The organism is Streptosporangium saharense (assembly GCF_014203715.1).
GTDB lineage: Bacteria > Actinomycetota > Actinomycetes > Streptosporangiales > Streptosporangiaceae > Streptosporangium > Streptosporangium saharense.
In genome coordinates this window covers 1773040-1789832 of the sequence record NZ_JACHJP010000001.1, presented here as the reverse complement: position 1 = coordinate 1789832, position 16793 = coordinate 1773040, and the positions used below count along the sequence as shown (strand labels likewise).

The window sequence follows — 16793 nt, the reverse complement described above, 5'->3', positions numbered from 1 at the left end:
TCCGGCGTCAGAGCCTGCGAAGCCCACTGAGCACCCTTTCAAGCAAGTTGAGATCCGGCTTTCCGGCATCCAGCGACGGCTGGTGGATCTGCACCAGGCCCTCGGCCGCCATGTCCGCGATCAGCACCCGGGTCACGCCCAGCGGCATGCGCAGCAGGGCGGACAACTCCGCCACCGAGCGCACCTGCTGGGACAACGAGATGATCGCCTGGTACTCCGTGGAGAGCGTGGCGGTGTCCACGCTCATGAAAGTCGCCGAGGAGACCAGCGCCTCTAGGGCGAGCTGCATGCGGGGCGCCGTTCTGCCTCCGGTCACAGCGTACGGACGAATCAGACGATTACGTCCACTCTTGGCCTGAGGCGTGCTCGGGGGGTCCTCCCCCGGGCGCCAACCTGGTGCGTCCATATCACCTCCCTATCGCTGAGCCGACTGCAACTCGGCCCGGAGGGCTGGCGTCAACGCCTGCCCCGCGCGCTCAGCCAGCATGGTCATCTGGTAGGCCACCAGGCCCATGTCACAGTCCGGCGAGGCCAGTACGGCCAGCGCTGAGCCGTCGCTGATCGACATCGTCAGCAGCAGACCCCGCTGCATCTCGATCACGGTCTGCGCGACGGGACCGCCCTCGAAGACCCGGGAGGCTCCCTGGGTCAGGCTGATCAGTCCGGCCGTGATCGCGGCGAGCTGGTCGGCGCGGTCCTTCGGGAAGCCCTGCGAGTAGGCCAGCGGAAGACCGTCCGCGGAGACGATCACCGCGTGGGCCACACCGGGCATCTCCTTGACGAACTCGGTGATCAGCCAATTGAAGCCGCGGGCGGCCTGACTGAGTTGGTGGTTCACTGGTTCTCTCCCTCAGCGGCGTTCAACCGCTCGATCATCTCGGCGCGGCCCTGCCGTATGCCTTGCTGGAAACTGGACAGACGACTACGCACCCGCTCCGCCGATATCGGGGGCAGCGGGGCCACCGGAGTGCTCGGGGCCGGGGAGGCCGTTCCGGGCACCAGGTTGGCCTTCGGCACCCGCTTGGGCAGGCCCGCGCCTGTCACACCGCCCTCGACGGGCTTCTTCGCGACCTCGGCCGCGGCCCATCCCTGGTCGGACGGGGAACTCCACGGCTGCTTCTCCTGCTGAGCCTCAGAAGGAGGTGGTCCCTGTCGCCCTGGCCGCCTGATGGGCAGCACGGGCGGCTCCTCCTGGAGCGACCGCTCCGGTGCGGGCGCCTCCTCCTGGACCTCCCGAACCTCGCGGACCTCTGCCGGGGGTACGGCTTCGGCCTCGGGTTCGGCCACGAGCTCGGGGGCGGCGGCGCTGCGGAACCAGTCGGATCCTACCGCCGCGAAGATCGGCAGGAACTCCTCGGGCTCCGGCTCCGTCGGCGAGACCTCGACCGCGGGCAGGGCCTGGGTGTGGTCCGGGACCTCGCGCCTCGGCGGCGTCCACGGATCGACCGGCGGCATCTCCGGCCAGGCGGGCGGCGGTCCGCCCCGCTGCGGCTCGCCCCCGGAGAAGGACTGCTGCCCTCCCGGGAACGGCTGCTGCCCCCCGGAGAAGGACTGCTGCCCCGTGGAGTACGGGTCGGCGGGGAAGGACGGCGGCGCCGCGGGGTACGACGGGTCGGCCAGGAAGGAGGACTCCGACTGCCTCGGCGGCTGGGCCGTGGGGAAGGACGGGTCTCCCACCGGGAACGACGGGTGCGCCGGGGGGAAGGACGGCGGCGCCGGGCTGAGCGGCGAGGACCACAGGTCCTCGACCGCGGCGGCGGAGACGACCGGGGCCGACCACAGGTCCGCGACCGAGGGGGCCGGGGTCTGCGGGATCGGGGGCTCGGGGATGTGCTGCTGCGGTGGTGCCTGCCGGGGGCCGCCCATCGAGGGGACGCTCCCGAACGGGTCGGCGCTCGGCGTCGCACTGAACGGGTCGTGGCTGGCCAGGGACGGGGGAACGTTCTGACCGGCCATGGCCAGCTGCGGCATGAGCGGCGACTGGGCGACGACCTGCGGGGGAAGCAGCACGACGGCGCTCAGGCCGCCGGTCTCCGGACGGCGGAGCTGGACCCGGATGCCGTGGCGCATGGCCAGACGGCCGACCACGAACAGGCCCATTCTGCGGGAGACGGACAGGTCGACCGCGGGAGGCTCGGCGAGACGACGGTTGGCCTCGGCCAGCTCCTCGTCGCTCATGCCGATGCCCGAGTCGGTGACCGCCAGGATGATGGCCCCCGTCTCGTTGGCGTTGCTGCTCACCATGATCTTGGTGTCCTGCGGCGAGAAGAAGATGGCGTTCTCGACGAGCTCCGCGATCAGGTGGACGATGTCGTTGACGGCGGAGCCAACGATCATGGTACCGGCCTCGACCCGCAGGCCGACGCGCTCGTAGTTCTCGACCTCGGACAGGGAGGCTCGCACGACGTCGCTCAGCGGGACCGGCTCACTCCACCTGCGGCTCTGCTCCTGACCCGCGAGGACCAGGAGGTTCTCGGAGTTACGGCGCATGCGGGTGGCCAGGTGGTCCAGCTTGAAGAGGCTGGCCAGTCGGCCGTCGTCCTGCTCGCCCTGCTCCAGGTCGTCGATGAGGTCGATCTGCCGTTCCACGAGCGACTGGGTGCGCCGGGAGAGGTTGATGAACATCGCGTTGACGTTGTTACGCAGCTTGGCCTCGTCGCCCGCCAGGCGGATGGCCTCGCGGTGGATCTCGTCGAAGGCCCGGGCGACTTCCCCGATCTCGTCGCGGGAGTCCACGTCGATGGGCGAGACCTCCACGCTGGGATCGGACTCGCCGGTCTCCCGCAGCACGCGGACGGTCTCCGGCAGCCGGTTGCCCGCGACCTCAAGGGCCTCGCTGCGTAGCTGGCGCAGCGGTCTGACCAGCGTTCCCGCCACCCAGGCGGTGACGAGCAGGATCATGATCAACAGGACCAGGATCGTCGCACCGGTGACGATGGCGTTCTGCTCCTCGGCGGCCTGCAGCTCCTGGCTGCGGGAGGTGACCGAGGCGGCCAGGCTTCGCTCGACGGCGTTCATGCCGTCGACGAGGGCCGAGGAGGCCTCGTACCAGGCGTTCATGCCCATCTCTCTGGGCAGGCCGAGCTGCTCGCGCATCCGGGAGATGACCAGGGCGCGCATGGCGTCGGCCTTGGCGATCTTCGGGTCGGTGAGCACGTCGTTCAGACGCCTGATGTCCACCGCCGACGCGGTCGACCTGAAGGTGGTCAACGCGTTGAGCTGGCCCTTGTAGGCGCCCAGGAAGTCGGCGGGGTCGTCGAAGTCGAACCGGCCCTCGATGCGGGCGACGAGCAGGATGCCTCGCTGCCTGGCGACCTGCTCCCTGGCCTGGGTGAGCGCGCCGAGCGCGAGGACGTCACCGACCAGGCGCTGGTCACGGGCGCTGCGGCCCAGGTCGTCGTGGAGCGTCATGAAGTCGGAGATCATGCGCGTGTACATGCCGAGGGCCGCACGGGGGAGCACGTCGCCGCTGGTGAGCGACTTCCTCAGGCTGAACAGACCGTTGAGCCAGTTGCGGACCTGGGCGACCTCGGCGACGATGCGCGGGTCCTGGTCGTCGCCCAGGGCGTCGATCGCGGTGAGCACCTTCGTGCGGGTCAGGTCGACCCGGCCCTGCAGGTCCTTGACCCTGGACAGGCGCGCCTGCCTGCGGCGGTCGGCGATGTACCAGGCGGTGAGGTCACGCTCGTCGGACATCTCGTAGGACAGGTCGGTGAGCTGCTCGATGAGCGCGGCGACCTCGGCGTTCTTGCGATATTCGGTGGCGCCGGTCAGCGAGGTGAAGAGCTGGAGTCCGCTCAGCACCACCGCCGCGGCCGTGGGGAGCAGGATCAGCGCGACCAGACGGGGACGCACGCGCCAGTTCGAGGGCAGGAGGCGACTGCCCACCGCTGACTCACGGTGGTTGCGGCGGTCTTTTGTCATCACTGGCCTACGTAACCCCTCGCCGGTTTTGGATACGGCGGTAGCAATTTGAGCACATCCTTTATGTCACTTCGAATGGAGTATGTGCCGCTAAATCCCCCCAAAAGGGATATCTGGCGACAAACCTCACGAGGGCCGGAAAGATTGTTTGCCCTCCGGAACCTGGTGTTTGATCATCAAATGGCGCGTAACCGAGTACGCCTGGACCGCCTCCTGACTCATGTCCTTGCCGAAGCCACTGCCCTTGACGCCGCCGTGCGGAGCCTCCGACGCGATGGGCAGATGGTCATTCACCCAGGTCACACCTACGTCGAGTCGATGGGAGACGCGCAGTGCCCGCGCCACGTCCGTGGACCAGACCGAAGAGGCTAAACCGTACCTGGTGTCGTTGGCCAGCCGTACCGCCTCGTCCTCGTCGTCAAAAGGTAGAGCCAGGAGGACCGGTCCGAAAAGCTCTTCTTGGGCGATCTCACTGTCCTGTGTCACTCCCGTGACCAGCGTGGGCGGGTAGTAGAAGCCCGGACCCTCGGGCACCGAGCCGCCAAGCGCCACCGAGGCGCCCGCGGCGACCGCCCGTTCGACGAAGCCGTGCACGCGTTCGCGGTGCTCACCGGAGATCAGCGGGCCGATGTCGGTCGCCGGGTCCCACGGGTCGCCCACCCTGATCCCCTCAAGCGTCGCGCGCAGCGCCTCGACGGCCTCGCCGTACACCTCGCGGGCGACGTAGACGCGGGTCGCGGCGGTGCAGTCCTGGCCGGTGTTGTAGGTCGCGCCCATCGCCACCCCCCTGGCCATGTCGGCCAGGTCGGCGTCGCCGAAGACCAGCGCTGGGGCCTTGCCGCCCAGTTCCAGGTGGACCTGCTTGGGGAGAGCCGCGGCGCCGCGCATCACGGCGCGGCCCGTCTCGGTCGAGCCGGTGACGCTCACCAGGTCCACACCGGGGTCGGTGACCAGCGCCTGGCCGACCTCGCCGTCACCGAGGACGACCTGGAGCAGCCCCTCGGGCGCCCCCGCCGCGGCGAACAGCTCGGCCAGCCGCAGCGTGGTGCCCGGTGTGCGCGGCGCGGGCTTGACGACGACCGCGTTGCCCGCGGCGAGCGCGGGGCCGAGCTTCCACACCGCCATCACCAGCGGGAAGTTCCACGGCGCGATCGCCCCGACGACGCCGACGGGGCGGCGCACCAGCACCGAGGTGTAGCCGGGGCTGAGCACCCCGGCCCCGGTGCCCTCAAGCGAGCGCGCGGCCCCGGCGAAGAAGCGCAGGTTGTCCACGGCGAAGGGCAGCTCGCCCTCGCGGAAGACCGAGGCGGGCTTGCCCGTCTCCCCGACTTCGAGCCGGGTGAGCTCCTCGGCGTCGGCCTCGACCAGGTCGGCGAAGCGCAGCAGCACCCTGGCCCGCTCCCCGGCGCTCGCCTGGCTCCATTCCTGGTAGGCCGCGCGCGCTCGCCGTACGGCCGCCGCGACTCCCGCGACCGGGGTGGCGGGCACCTCGGTCAGGAACTCACCGGTCGCCGGGTTGATCAACGTGCTCATGGAACTTCTCTCGTCGTGGTGCCGGGGAGGTCGTCAGGCCCCGGCCCGCTCGATCAGGTCGGCGGCCCTGCGCAGGCCGTCGCGGCGGCGGATCTCCTCGCCCGCCGCGGCCAGCCGCTCGCGCAGCGCGGTGTCACCGAGCAGCCGGTCCAGCGCGCCGGTCAGCTCCTCGTCGGTGAAGGTGTAGGGGGCGAGGCGCACGCCGTAGCCCAGCTCGTCCACGCGCTGGGCGTTGTCGTACTGGTCCCAGAACAGCGGAAGCACGATCATCGGCTTGCCGAAGTGCAGCGCCTCGGTCGTGGTGTTGTTGCCGCCGTGGGTGATGACCAGGTCCACCAGCGGGAGGATCGTGGTCTGCGGCAGGAACTCCGCGCCCCACATGTTCTCGGCGAGCTTGATCTCCTCGTGCAGCGGGCCCTTGGAGACGATGAAGCGGTACGGCGTCGTGCCCAGCACGTCGATCACCCGCTGCATCAGCGCGACGTCGGCCGAGCCGAGCGAGCCGAGGGAGAAGTAGACGAGCGCGCCCTCCCGGGAGGCCAGCGGCTCGGGCAGCGTGAAGTCCTCGTCGGTCTCGCGCACCGAGGAGTCCAGCCGGTGCCAGGTGTCCCCCAGCGGCCTGGCGTCGGTGTAGTCGAGGACCTCGGGGAAGACGTAGAGGTTCAGGTCACCCTCGTGGATGAAGTCCAGGTCGGGCAGCGGCGCGGCGCCCTGGGCGACGACCCACTCGTTGAAGGAGGTCCACAGCTCGCGGTGGGTCCTGTCGTACTCGGCGCGGAAGTCCTCCCAGCCGGAGCGGTCGTCGGCGGGCAGCCCGGAGAAGACGGGCGCCACGTTCTCGCCGCGCACCTCAAGGGGGTTGCAGGAGACGATCCTGACGAACGGCCTGCCCGCGGTGAGCAGCGCGGGGAAGGTGATTACGTTGTCCTCGACGATCACGTCCGGCCTGACGCGCTCGACAATCTCCTTCAGCCGCGGTTCGCAGTACTTCACACCGTCGATCAGCGCGTCCCAGATCGGCTTGGTCACCGTCTCCAGCTGATCGGCGGTTGACTTGCGATATTCCGGCGCGGTGTCGCGGATGAAGTCCTTCCAGAACTGCCCCGCGTCCTGCTCCTCTTCGGCCGGGGGCGCCAGGTCGACCAGGTCCTCCTCGAATCCGAGGGCGGTCAATTTCCCTTTCCACGATGCTTCAGCTGCGAAAACGACACGATGGCCGCGCTTGCGAAGAATGTCACCGATGCCGATGCAGTTGTTCGTGGGTCCGTAGGCGCTTTCCGGCATGAACAGGATCGTGAGGGACATCACGCCTCCAAGTGACTGGGAGTTATGCGGCTTGAAGAATGGTTCAATACTTGCTCTAGCTAAACCGCTAGGAAACGGTCACTATGGACCCCGGTACCGAACCGGGTCCCGGACGAGTGGGGGAATATGACGCGCAAGAGACGGGCGGATCGGCGCCTCGATCTCATCGCCGCCGCACACCGGGCGATCATCCGGCACGGCACCGAGGGGGTGCACCTCAACCACGTCGCCGAGGAGGCCGGTCTGACCTCCGGCGCCGTGCTGTACCACTACCCCCAGCTTGGCGAGCTGCTGGTCGACGCGCACCACGCGGGGATGGAGCGCTTCTACGAGCAGCGGACCAAGCGGATCAGCGGCATGCGCGACCCCGTCGAGAAGCTTGTCGTGACCATCCGCTCCGGCCTTCCGCACGGTCCCGACGACCCGGAGGTCCGGCTGCTCAACGAGCTCGGCGGAGCGGCGCCCCGCAACAGGATGTACGCCCTGCTGCTCACCACGCTCTACGACCGTCAGGTCTCGATGTACCAGAGCATCCTGGAGACCGGAGCCGCGCTGGGAACCTTCACGCTCTCCGACGACTCCCTCACCATCGCGCGCAACCTCGTCGCGCTGGAGGACGCGTACGGTTACCGCATAACGGCCCGCCACCCGGTGATCGGCCCGGATGAGGCGGCGGAGCTGATCCTCGCCTACGCCAGGACCGCCACGAACAACCCGCTCAAGACGTCTCATTGAGGGATCAGCACCCCGTCTTCCGCCGCCCAGGTGAGGGTCACCGAGGACCCCACCTGGACCCGCGTCGCCCCCTGGGTCGCCACCAGCACGACACCGTCGCGACCGGGCACGAGAACCGAGACGTGTGAGACGCCACCGTAGAAGCTGACGTCGGCCACCCTCCCCCGCAGCGCCCCGGCGCCCTCAATGGCCCCAGAAGGTGCATTATTCACATCTGGGGCATTGGCCTCCGGCGACGTTCCTTGTCCCTCAGCGACAACCTCAGCGCCTTCCAGGGTGTCCTGTACGGCCTCCACGGCGTCACCGGAGCCATCCTGCGCCTCGACGCCCTCGGCGGCGTCCGCGTCGTCGCCCGCAGAATCCCGCTCAGCGCCGCTCTCCGCGAGGACAACCCGCTCGGGCCGTACGGCCAGCAGCGCCGACGCCCCCTCCTCAAGACCGTCCGGCCCGGCCAGCACCCCGAGGCCCTCGCACGACAGGCCGCCCGTGCAGGCCGTACCCCTGAAGAGGTTGTTGGCCCCGACGAAACCGGCGACGAACGGTGTCGCGGGCCGCTCGTACAGCGTGACCGGGGCGTCCACCTGCTCGACCCGGCCCGCGTTGAGGACGGCGATCCGGTCGGCGAGCGACATCGCCTCCTCCTGGTCGTGGGTGACCACGACGAAGGTGATGCCGACCTCGTGCTGGAGCCGCTTGAGTTCGAGCTGCATCTCGGCGCGGACCTTCTTGTCCAGCGCGGACAGCGGCTCGTCGAGCAGCAGCAGCCTGGGCCGTTTCACGATCGCGCGGGCCAGCGCGACCCGCTGCCGCTGACCTCCGGAGAGCCGGTCGGGCCTGCGTCCCGCCGTCTCGGTCAGGCCGACCTTCTCCAGGACCTCCGCCACGCGCTCCCGGATCTCGGCCTTCGGCAGCCGCTCCCGCTCAAGGCCGTAGGCGACATTCTTGGCCACGGTCATGTGGGGGAACAGCGCGTACGACTGGAACATGAGGTTGACCGGGCGGCGGTGCGCGGCCTGGGTGAGCAGGTCGGCGCCGTCGAGGGTGACGGTGCCCGCGTCCGGCTCCTCGAAGCCCGCCAGGATCCGCAGCAGGGTGGTCTTGCCGCAGCCGCTCGGGCCGAGCAGCGCGAAGAACTCCCCCTGGCGGATCTCCAGGGAGACCCCCGACAGCGCCGGGACGTCTCCGAAACGGCGGCTGACATCTGTGATCTGCAGCATCAGGACAGTGACTCCGTCAGTCGGGTCATCCGCTGGGCCGCGATCACCACCGTGAAGCTCACGGCCAGCAGCAGCGTCGCCAGCGCGTTGATCTCCGGGGTGACCCCGAAACGGACCATTGAGTAGATGACGATGGGCAGGGTCGGCGTGGTCGGCGCCGCGGTGAAGAAGGCGATCACGAACTCGTCCACCGAGAGCGTGAACGCCAGCAGCGCGCCCGCCACGATGCCCGGCATGAGCTGCGGCAACGTGACCCGCACGAACGTGGTGAAAGGCGAGGCGCCCAGGTCCCGCGAGGCCTCCTCAAGGGAGTCGTCCACGTGGGTGAGCCGGGTGCGCACGACCGCCGTCACGAACGCCATGCCGAAGACCGTGTGCGCGAGCAGCACCGACTGCAGGCCGAGCGTCATCCTGACCGCCGCGTAGAACACCAGCAACCCGATGGCGAGCACCAGATCGGGCAGTACGGCCGGCAGCACGCCGAGCGTGTCCAGCACCCGTGACCTGGTGTGTCTGGCCAGGCCGACGGCGAGCAGGGTGCCGAGCACGGTGGCCAGCACCGTGGAACCGGCGGCCACGATCAGCGTGTTGACCAGGCCCTCGCGCACCAGGGCGTTCCCGGCGAGCTTGCCGTACCACTTCAGGCTGAGGCCGGTGAAGGAGTAGGGCGACTTTCCGGAGTTGAACGACATGACGACGAGCACGACGATCGGCGTGTAGAGGAACACGTAGGTCGCCCAGAAGGGGACGTACAGCAGACGCGGTCTACGCACGGCGGGCACTCCATGCCTGCAGGAGGAGCAGGACGATCAGCACGGCGAGCAGCGCCAGCGTGAGCGCGGACCCGAACGGCCAGTCGCGCGCGGTGAGGAACTGGTCCCTGATCAGGTTGCCGACCATGATCGAACGCCCGCCGCCGAGCAGTTCCGGGATGACGAAGTTCCCGAAGCTCGGCACGAACACGAACATGCAGCCGGTCAGGACGCCCGGCAGGGTCAGCGGCAGCGTGACCGAGACGAACGTGCGGGCGGGCCTGGCCCCGAGGTTGGCCGAGGCCTCGGCCAGCCGGGGGTCGAGCCGTTCGATCGCCGCGTACAGCGGCAGCACCATGAGCGGCAGGTAGGAGTAGACCAGCCCGACGACGACGGTGCCCTGGTTGTACAGGAACTCGAAGGGGCCGAGACCGAGCTTGCCCAGGGCGGAGTTGACCAGTCCGGGGCCGCTCAGCAGCACGATCCAGGCGTAGACCCTGATCAGCAGGTTCGTCCAGAAGGGCAGCACGATCGCCACCAGGGCGATCGTCTTCCACTTCCTGGGGAGCCTGGCGATCAGGTAGGCCGTCGGGTAGCCGAGCAGCAGCGCGACCAGCGTGGCGACCAGGGCGATCCGCAGCGAGCCGAGCACGATGTCGAGGTAGATCGGATCGGCCAGGCGCACCAGGTTGTCCCCGCTGGCCTCGTAGATGACGCCGCCGAAGCGTCCCCTGCGGAAGAGGGAGAAGCTCAGGACCGTCGCCAGCGGGATCAGCAGCAGGACGATGAGGTAGGCCAGCCCCGGGCCGAGGAAGACGAGCCGTTCCGCCAGACGCGACCGGCGCGACCGAGTGTTCACGGTCGCGCCGGAGACGGCGGGGACTGTCACTGCGCTGCCTTGACCTCGGTGGCGAGTCGGGTGTACTTCACGGAGTCCTCACCCAGGTCGACGATGGACTCACCGGCGAGCAACTGGGACGGGGACATCTGCAGCGGCGCGTTCTTCTGCTTCAGCTCCGTGGGCAGCGCGTCCATGGCGGCCTTGTTCGGCACCTTGTAGAGGATGTTCAGCGCGGCCCAACTGTGGATCTTCGGGTCCAGGATGAAGTTGATGAAGGCGTGCGCCGCCTCCTTGTTCTTGGAGCTGCGCAGCACCACCATCGTGTCGACCCACAGGTCGCTGCCCTCCTTGGGCACCACGAACTTGATGTTCTTCTCCGAGGTGGGGCACCAGCCGTCCCACGCCTCGACCATCACGGCCTCGCCGCTCTTGAGACGGTCGCCGAAGGTCACGTCGTCGTAGCCGAGCAGGTTGGCCTTGGCCGCGACCAGCTTCTCCTTGACCTTGGCCAGGTCCTGGTCGTTGCGGGTGTTGACGGACATCCCGAGCGCCTTGACGGCGGGCAGCGCCAGCCAGCGCTCGGTGGTCATCATGGTGACCTTCTTCCTGGCGTCCTCCGGCGGGCTGAGGATGTCGTTCCAGCTCGTCGGCGGGGTCTTCACCAGGTCGGAGCGGTAGCAGATGCCTGTCGTGCCCCAGGTGTAGGGGACGGAGAAGGTGTTGCCCGGGTCGAAGGCGAGTTCCTTGGCCTCGGGATAGAGGTTGGCCAGGTTGGGGATCAGCTCGGGATGGATCGGTTCGAGCAACCCTGCCGCGTTGAGCGCCTGGGCGTACTGACCGGAGACGAAGGCCACGTCGATGCCGGTGTCGGCGCCCCCGGTCAGTTTGCCCATGATGATCTCGTTGGTGTCGTGCGTGGCCACCTTGAGCTTGAACCTGAGCTTCTCCTCGACGCGCGCGGCCAGGTCCTCGGGGGTGTAACCGGGCCACACCGAGATGGTCACGCTCTGCTTGGAGAGGTTCGCGTTGGGGTTGAGCTGCTCCGCTGACGCCGACGGGCTCGCTTCGGGAAGGGCTGCCGTGGTTCCTCCGCCGCAGGCCGATACGGCTAATGCGAGACCGGCCACCAGGGTGACAGCCGGAAGACGACGGGGGTACCGGGCACGGAACACGGCCGCTACTCCTTCAGTTTTCGGGATAAGTGGTGGACACCGACCGTTACGGACACGGCAGACCAAAGCAGGAGTGTTGCAGCCAACCATAACTTGGGCAAGACTTTGCGCGTCATCACCCCTGGAAAGTTTGGTCCGCCTGTTGCACTCCACTTCAATCTGGACTCGGCTGAACACCGTGCCACAGGCGGGAGACGGGCGCAGCGGTGCGCTGGTCGCCGCGCTGAGCAGCGACGTTCCCCTCCCCTTCACCGTCAGGCGTTTCGGCCCGCCACCCTTCCCGCCGGTCTCCGACTTTTCAACCGGAGTTCAACTGGCGGCCCCCTCTGTTATGGCTTCCGCCGCCGAACGAGGGGTCGGGGTGGACCAGACCAACCACTCGGTGGTCGTCGGGGAGCGCGTGGTCGTCAAGTGGTTCACCCCACCCGCCCCGCTCCCCCAGCCCGCTCCCGACGTGCTCGCCCATCTCGCCGAGGTCGGCTTCACCGCGACCGCCACGCCGTACGCGGCGCTCTGCCGGGACGGGACGCTCCTCGCCCTGGTCACCGCCTACCTGCCCGGCGCCTCGGACGGCTGGCGGTGGTGCGTGGACGAGGCGGCCGCGGGCCGTACGGCCTTCGCCGCCGAGCTGGGCGCGCTGGCCGCCGACCTGCACGCCGCCCTCGCCACCCCGTCCACGACCTTCCCCCATCCGGTACGGCGGGCGGGCGACGGGGGTGACCTGGCCGCCCGTGCCGAGGAGGCCCTGCGCGAGGCGCTCGCCCTGACGGGGGAGGACGACGAGGACGGACGCTGGCTGCGCGAACACGCCGAGGCGCTGCGCGCCGGGCTCGCGCCGCTGGCCTCGGTCGGCACGACACCGCTGGCGCGCATCCACGGTGACCTGCACGTGGGCCAGATCCTGCGCTGGCGGGAGGGGTACGCGGTGATCGACTTCGACGGCAACCCCACGGTCACCGGGGCGGACGCCTGCCAGCCCCTGGCGCGTGACCTGGCCCAGCTCACCACCAGCCTGGAGCACGCCGGGCAGGTCGCCGTCAGGCGTCGCGGCGCCGACCCGCTCGCGACCGGCGCGTGGGCGGCCGAGGCCGTGGCCTCCCTTGAGGAGGCCTACCTGACCCGGCTGACCGGGCACGGCCACGCCGGCCTGCTGGAACGCTCCCTGTTGCATCCGTTCGAGATCGAGCAGGAGTGTCGGGAGCTGATCTACGCCGCCCGGCACCTGCCCCGCTGGCGGTACGCCCCGATGGGCGTCCTGCGCTCCCGGTACCGATGACGGACGCGAACCGTACAAGCCGACGTGTGCGAGCCGTACGAACCACAGAAACCGTACAAGCCGTACGAGTCGCCCGCAGGCCGACAAGCAGAAGGAGAGAGTGTGAATCCCGAGCTGTACCTCGCCGACCTGGAGGCCAAGCCCGCCGCGCTCGCCGAGCTCGCGGGGCTCCTCGCCGGGAGCGACCCCTTCGCCGGGCTCCCCGGCCGGGTCGGGCGGGTGCTCCTGCTGGGCATGGGCAGCTCCCGCTACGCGGCGGGGGTCGCCGCGCTGCGGCTGCGGGCCGCGGGGGTCGAGGCGGTCGCCGAGTACGCCTCCTGTGAGCTGCTGCCCCCGGCCCTGCCGGACACCCTGGTCGTCGCGATCTCCGCGACCGGCGGCAGCAGGGAGACCCTCGACGCGTTGGCCCACTACCGGGGCCGGTCGTTCGTGCTGGCGATGACCAACTCCCCCGGCTCCCCGGTCACCGAGGGGGCCGACCTGGTGGTGCCGATGGCGGCGGGCGAGGAGCGCGGCGGGGTCGCCTGCCGGACCTTCCAGCACACCCTGGCGCTGCTGCTGGCCCTGCGCGACCGGCTCACCGGCGTGGAGACGGACCTGCCCGCGCTGCTGCGCCGTACCGCCGAGGCGAGCGGTGACCTGCTCGAACGCCGTGACCTGTGGCTCGGACCGGCGGCGGAGCTGCTCGACGGGCCGGACGGCGTCCACACGATCGCCCCCGCCGAGCGCCTGTCCTCCGCCGAGCAGTCGGCGCTGATGTTCAGGGAGGGGCCGCGCAGGGCGGCCGACGCCGGGGAGACCGGCGACTGGTCCCACGTGGACGTCTACCTCACCAAGACGCTCGACTACCGCGCGCTGCTGTTCCCCGGCTCGCGCTACGACGCCCAGGCGATGGAGTGGATCGTCCAGCGCGGCTCGGCCGTCCTGGCGGTCGGCGGCGAGGTGCCCGGCGCCAGGGCGAGCGTCCGCTACCGGCACGACGACGACCGGGACGTCGCCCTGCTCACCGAGACCCTGGTGGCCGAGCTCGTCGCCGCCCGCTGGTGGATCGCCGGGGCGTAGAACCAGGTCAGAGGCGGTGCAGGCCGCTGAGGACCCGTTCCAGGGTGGCCAGGTCGGGGCCACCGGCCTCGGCTCTCGGGCGGTGCACGCGCACCAGCCCCTCCGCCTCCATGTCGGAGATCAGGACGCGGGCCACCCCGAGCGGGATACCCAGCAGGGCCGAGATCTCGGCGACCGAGCGGACCTGGCGGCACAGCTCGCTGATGGCGCGATACTCACGGACGTAGGACAGGCCGAGTCTGGCCGAGGTGGCCGAGGAGATCAGGGCCTCCATGGCGAGCCCGGCCGAGGGCGCCGTCCTTCCCCCGGTCACCGCGTACATCCTGACCAGCGAGCTCTCCTCCTCGATCGGCTCGCCCTGCTCGGTAGGCCGCTCGCCGTACCAGGCGTCGTGTCCGGACACGGCTCAGCTCTCCCGCTTCGGGAGTTCGTTGCGGGCCCTGCGCACACCCTCCTGGAAGCTCGACATCCGGGTGCGCGCCACCTCCGCCGACCTGGCGTGCCTGGGCGGGGGCGGATCAGCGGCGGGACCCGCGACGGACCCGGGAACCAGGTTCGCCCTGGGAGTACGGCGTGGCAGCCCGGAGGCGGTGGTGCCGCCGAGGGCCGGGTCGTTCGCCGCCGCCCTGGCCGCCTGCCAGCCGTCGTCCCCCGGCGAGGACCACGCCTCGTCAGACGAGTCCGGGGAGTCCGGGGACCCTGGGGACCCTGGGGACTCGGTGGAGGTCAGGCCGGAGAACGGGGGTGCGGCCCCGGCGCGGAACCAGCCCGACTCGACAGAGGCGAAGATCGGCAGGAACTCCTCCTCCTGCGCCGGGACCACGGTGCCGGGCAGCGGCGTGACGGCCTCCTCGGTCAGGACGGCGGGCGCCGCGAGCACCGTGCTTCCCACGCTGTTTCCGCCGGGGAAACCGAGCGGGACGACCCCCGCCGGGGTGCCCGGCCTGCCGTCCTGGGCGCCGACCAGAGTCAGGAGCGTCTCGGGCAGCAGGACCATGGCGGTCAGGCCGACCTTCTCCTGCGGGCGGAGCTGGACGCGGATGCCGTGCTTGAGCGCGAGGCGGCCGACCACGAACAGGCCCATCCTGCGCGCGGCCGAGGCGTCGGCGCCCTGCGGGCTGGCCAGGCGCCGGTTCACCTCGGCGAGTTCCTCCGGCGTCATGCCAATGCCCTGGTCGGTCACCGAGACCATCACGCCCCCGCCGTCGATGACGCCGCTGGAGACCACGACCGGACTCTCCTTCGGGGAGAAGGACAGCGCGTTCTCCAGGAGTTCGGCCAGCAGGTGGACCACGTCGCTGACCGAGGGGCCGATGACGGCGACCTCGGCCTGGATCCGGATCGCCACCCGATCGTAGTTCTCCACCTCCGACAGCGAGGCGCGGACCACGTCCATCAGCTCGACGGGGGTGCGCCAGCGCCGGGCGACCTCCTGACCGGCCAGGACGAGGAGGTTCTCGCTGTTGCGGCGCATCCGGGTCGCGAGGTGGTCGAGTTTGAACAGGTCGGCCAGGCGCCGGTCGTCGCGCTCGCCGCGTTCGAGCCGCTCGACCAGGGTGAGCTGGCGTTCGACGAGGGTCTGGCTGCGCCGGGAGAGGTTGACGAACATCGCGTTGACCGTGGTGCGCAGCCTGGCCTCCTCGCCCGCGAGCCGTACCGCCTCCCGGTGGACCTCGTCGAAGGCGCGGGCGACCTCGCCGATCTCGTCGCGGGACAGCACCCCGACCGGGGCCACCTCGGCGGGGACCTCGCCGTCGCGTGACTCGCGCACCTGCTGGACGTAGGCGGGCAGCCGGTCCTCGGCGATGCGCAGCGCCTCCCCGCGCAGCCGCCGCAGCGGCTTGACCAGCGAGCGCGCGACCCCGGTGGTGATCAGGAGCACGACCAGCAGCAGGCCCGCGACGCCTCCGGCGGTCAGCAGGGCGCGGCTCTGCTCGGCGGCGCCGAGTTCCTGGCTGCGGGTGACGATGGCCTGGGTGTGCCGCCGTTCGACCTCGCGCATCCGGTCGATGGTGACGGTCACCGCGTCGTACCACTCCCCGGCGTCGTCCTTCTTCGCCAGGTCGAGTCCTTTGAGGGAGGCGCCGGAGGAGGCGCGCAGCAGCACCAGTTCGCGGAGGAACTCGGCCCGGTCGGCGGTGCGGCCGTCGGCGGTCTCGTCGAACAGGCGGCGTTCGTCACTTCCGGCCTCGACGGCGAAGGCCCGGCGCGCGTTGCGTTCCTCGGAGAGCGCGCCGAGGAACCTCTCCATCTGGTCCTGCTCGAACCGCCCGGCGACCAGGACGACCGACAGCAGCGCCCGCTGCAGCGAGAGGGCCTCCTTCGCCCTGGCGAGCGCCCCGAGGGTCAGCGCCTGGCCGAACAGCGTGTCGTCGTCGCTGCCCTTGCCCAGTTCGTCATGGAGGGACAGCAGGTCGCCGATGACCAGGGTGTAGGCGTCGACGGCCGCGTCCGGCAGCAGCGTCGAGCCCATCGCCCTGCTCCGCAGCGGGCCGAGGTCGTTCAACCGGGTGATCACGGTCTCGACCTCGTCCCTGGTCCTGCCGCCCACCACGGTCCTGAGCAGGGCCGCGCTGTCGCGCACGCCCGTCGCCTGGGTGTCCACCGCGTCCATCTGCCGCCGTACGGCCTGCGTCTGGCGCTGCGGACGGCCCTGGGCGATGTACCAGGAGGTCAGGTCGCGTTCCTGGGCCAGCTCGTGGGTGAGGGCACCGATGTGGTCGGAGAGTCTGGCCAGGTCGTTGACCCGCTGGTAGTCGGTGGCGGCGCGCAGGGAGGCGGTGATCTGGATCCCGCCGAGCAGCACCGCGGCCGCCGTGGGGACCAGGATGAGCGCGACAAGCCTGGAGCGCACCCGCCAGTTCCGCAGGCGGAGGCCGCTGCCCGCCCCCTCGATCTTGTGTGTACTCACCGAACACTGCCTCTCGGTGGACGAATACCGGCCGAATTTCCCATGGCTCCCGGCAATTCGAGCAC

14 protein-coding genes are annotated in these 16793 nt (G+C 70.2%); 3 read left to right on the top strand and 11 right to left on the bottom strand.

What is annotated here, in order from left to right; translation table 11 throughout:
- Positions 1-7: 7 nt before the first annotated feature.
- The 5 genes from FHS44_RS08570 to FHS44_RS08550 all read right to left on the bottom strand — a co-directional run bounded on the left by FHS44_RS08570 (position 8) and on the right by FHS44_RS08550 (position 6630).
- Entirely contained in the window at positions 8-406 is a 399-nt protein-coding gene (locus FHS44_RS08570) for a DUF742 domain-containing protein (RefSeq protein WP_184713290.1), read from the bottom strand.
- 9 nt (positions 407-415) lie between these two features.
- Complete coding sequence (locus FHS44_RS08565) at positions 416-838, bottom strand: roadblock/LC7 domain-containing protein (protein ID WP_184713289.1); 423 nt, start codon at positions 836-838, stop codon at positions 416-418.
- On the bottom strand, positions 835-3888 hold the full coding sequence (locus FHS44_RS08560; protein WP_184713288.1) for a sensor histidine kinase: 3054 nt from the start codon (positions 3886-3888) through the stop codon (positions 835-837). The genes FHS44_RS08565 and FHS44_RS08560 overlap by 4 nt, the downstream gene beginning before the upstream one ends.
- A gap of 162 nt (positions 3889-4050) precedes the next feature.
- A complete protein-coding gene (locus FHS44_RS08555) occupies positions 4051-5457 on the bottom strand; it encodes an aldehyde dehydrogenase family protein (protein ID WP_184713287.1) in 1407 nt (468 codons plus the stop codon).
- 33 nt (positions 5458-5490) lie between these two features.
- On the bottom strand, positions 5491-6630 hold the full coding sequence (locus FHS44_RS08550; RefSeq protein ID WP_376771570.1) for a glycosyltransferase: 1140 nt from the start codon (positions 6628-6630) through the stop codon (positions 5491-5493).
- A gap of 258 nt (positions 6631-6888) precedes the next feature.
- Here FHS44_RS08550 and FHS44_RS08545 point away from each other — a divergent pair, with 258 nt between their 5' ends.
- Positions 6889-7497, top strand: a complete 609-nt coding sequence (locus FHS44_RS08545) for a TetR/AcrR family transcriptional regulator (RefSeq protein ID WP_184713285.1) — start codon at positions 6889-6891, stop codon at positions 7495-7497.
- Here the strand turns inward: FHS44_RS08545 and FHS44_RS08540 are convergent.
- Genes FHS44_RS08540 through FHS44_RS08525 form a run of 4 tightly spaced genes read right to left on the bottom strand, consistent with a single transcriptional unit; the run spans position 7491 to position 11479 of the window.
- On the bottom strand, positions 7491-8714 hold the full coding sequence (locus FHS44_RS08540) for an ABC transporter ATP-binding protein (RefSeq protein ID WP_246435121.1): 1224 nt from the start codon (positions 8712-8714) through the stop codon (positions 7491-7493). The two genes, FHS44_RS08545 and FHS44_RS08540, sit on opposite strands and share 7 nt — an antisense overlap.
- Entirely contained in the window at positions 8714-9487 is a 774-nt protein-coding gene (locus FHS44_RS08535; protein WP_184713284.1) for an ABC transporter permease, read from the bottom strand. The genes FHS44_RS08540 and FHS44_RS08535 overlap by 1 nt, the downstream gene beginning before the upstream one ends.
- Positions 9480-10355, bottom strand: coding sequence for an ABC transporter permease (locus tag FHS44_RS08530; protein WP_184713283.1), 876 nt, complete (start codon positions 10353-10355; stop codon positions 9480-9482). Before FHS44_RS08530 ends, FHS44_RS08535 begins: the two co-directional genes overlap by 8 nt.
- Positions 10352-11479, bottom strand: coding sequence for a polyamine ABC transporter substrate-binding protein (locus FHS44_RS08525; protein ID WP_184713282.1), 1128 nt, complete (start codon positions 11477-11479; stop codon positions 10352-10354). Before FHS44_RS08525 ends, FHS44_RS08530 begins: the two co-directional genes overlap by 4 nt.
- Positions 11480-11840: 361 nt before the next feature.
- On the opposite strand from FHS44_RS08525, the gene FHS44_RS08520 reads away from it, so the two are divergent.
- Both FHS44_RS08520 and FHS44_RS08515 read left to right on the top strand, forming a co-directional pair.
- Positions 11841-12755 (top strand): aminoglycoside phosphotransferase, encoded by a 915-nt coding sequence (locus tag FHS44_RS08520; protein WP_184713281.1) that lies wholly within the window; start codon positions 11841-11843, stop codon positions 12753-12755.
- Between the two features lie 102 nt (positions 12756-12857).
- Positions 12858-13817 (top strand): SIS domain-containing protein, encoded by a 960-nt coding sequence (locus FHS44_RS08515; protein ID WP_184713280.1) that lies wholly within the window; start codon positions 12858-12860, stop codon positions 13815-13817.
- 7 nt (positions 13818-13824) lie between these two features.
- Here FHS44_RS08515 and FHS44_RS08510 read toward each other — a convergent pair whose 3' ends face one another.
- Both FHS44_RS08510 and FHS44_RS08505 read right to left on the bottom strand, forming a co-directional pair.
- Entirely contained in the window at positions 13825-14220 is a 396-nt protein-coding gene (locus FHS44_RS08510; RefSeq protein ID WP_312863570.1) for a DUF742 domain-containing protein, read from the bottom strand.
- Between the two features lie 3 nt (positions 14221-14223).
- The gene (locus FHS44_RS08505) at positions 14224-16728 is read right to left on the bottom strand and encodes a sensor histidine kinase (protein ID WP_184713279.1); all 2505 of its coding nucleotides are present in this window, start codon (positions 16726-16728) and stop codon (positions 14224-14226) included.
- Positions 16729-16793: the final 65 nt, after the last annotated feature.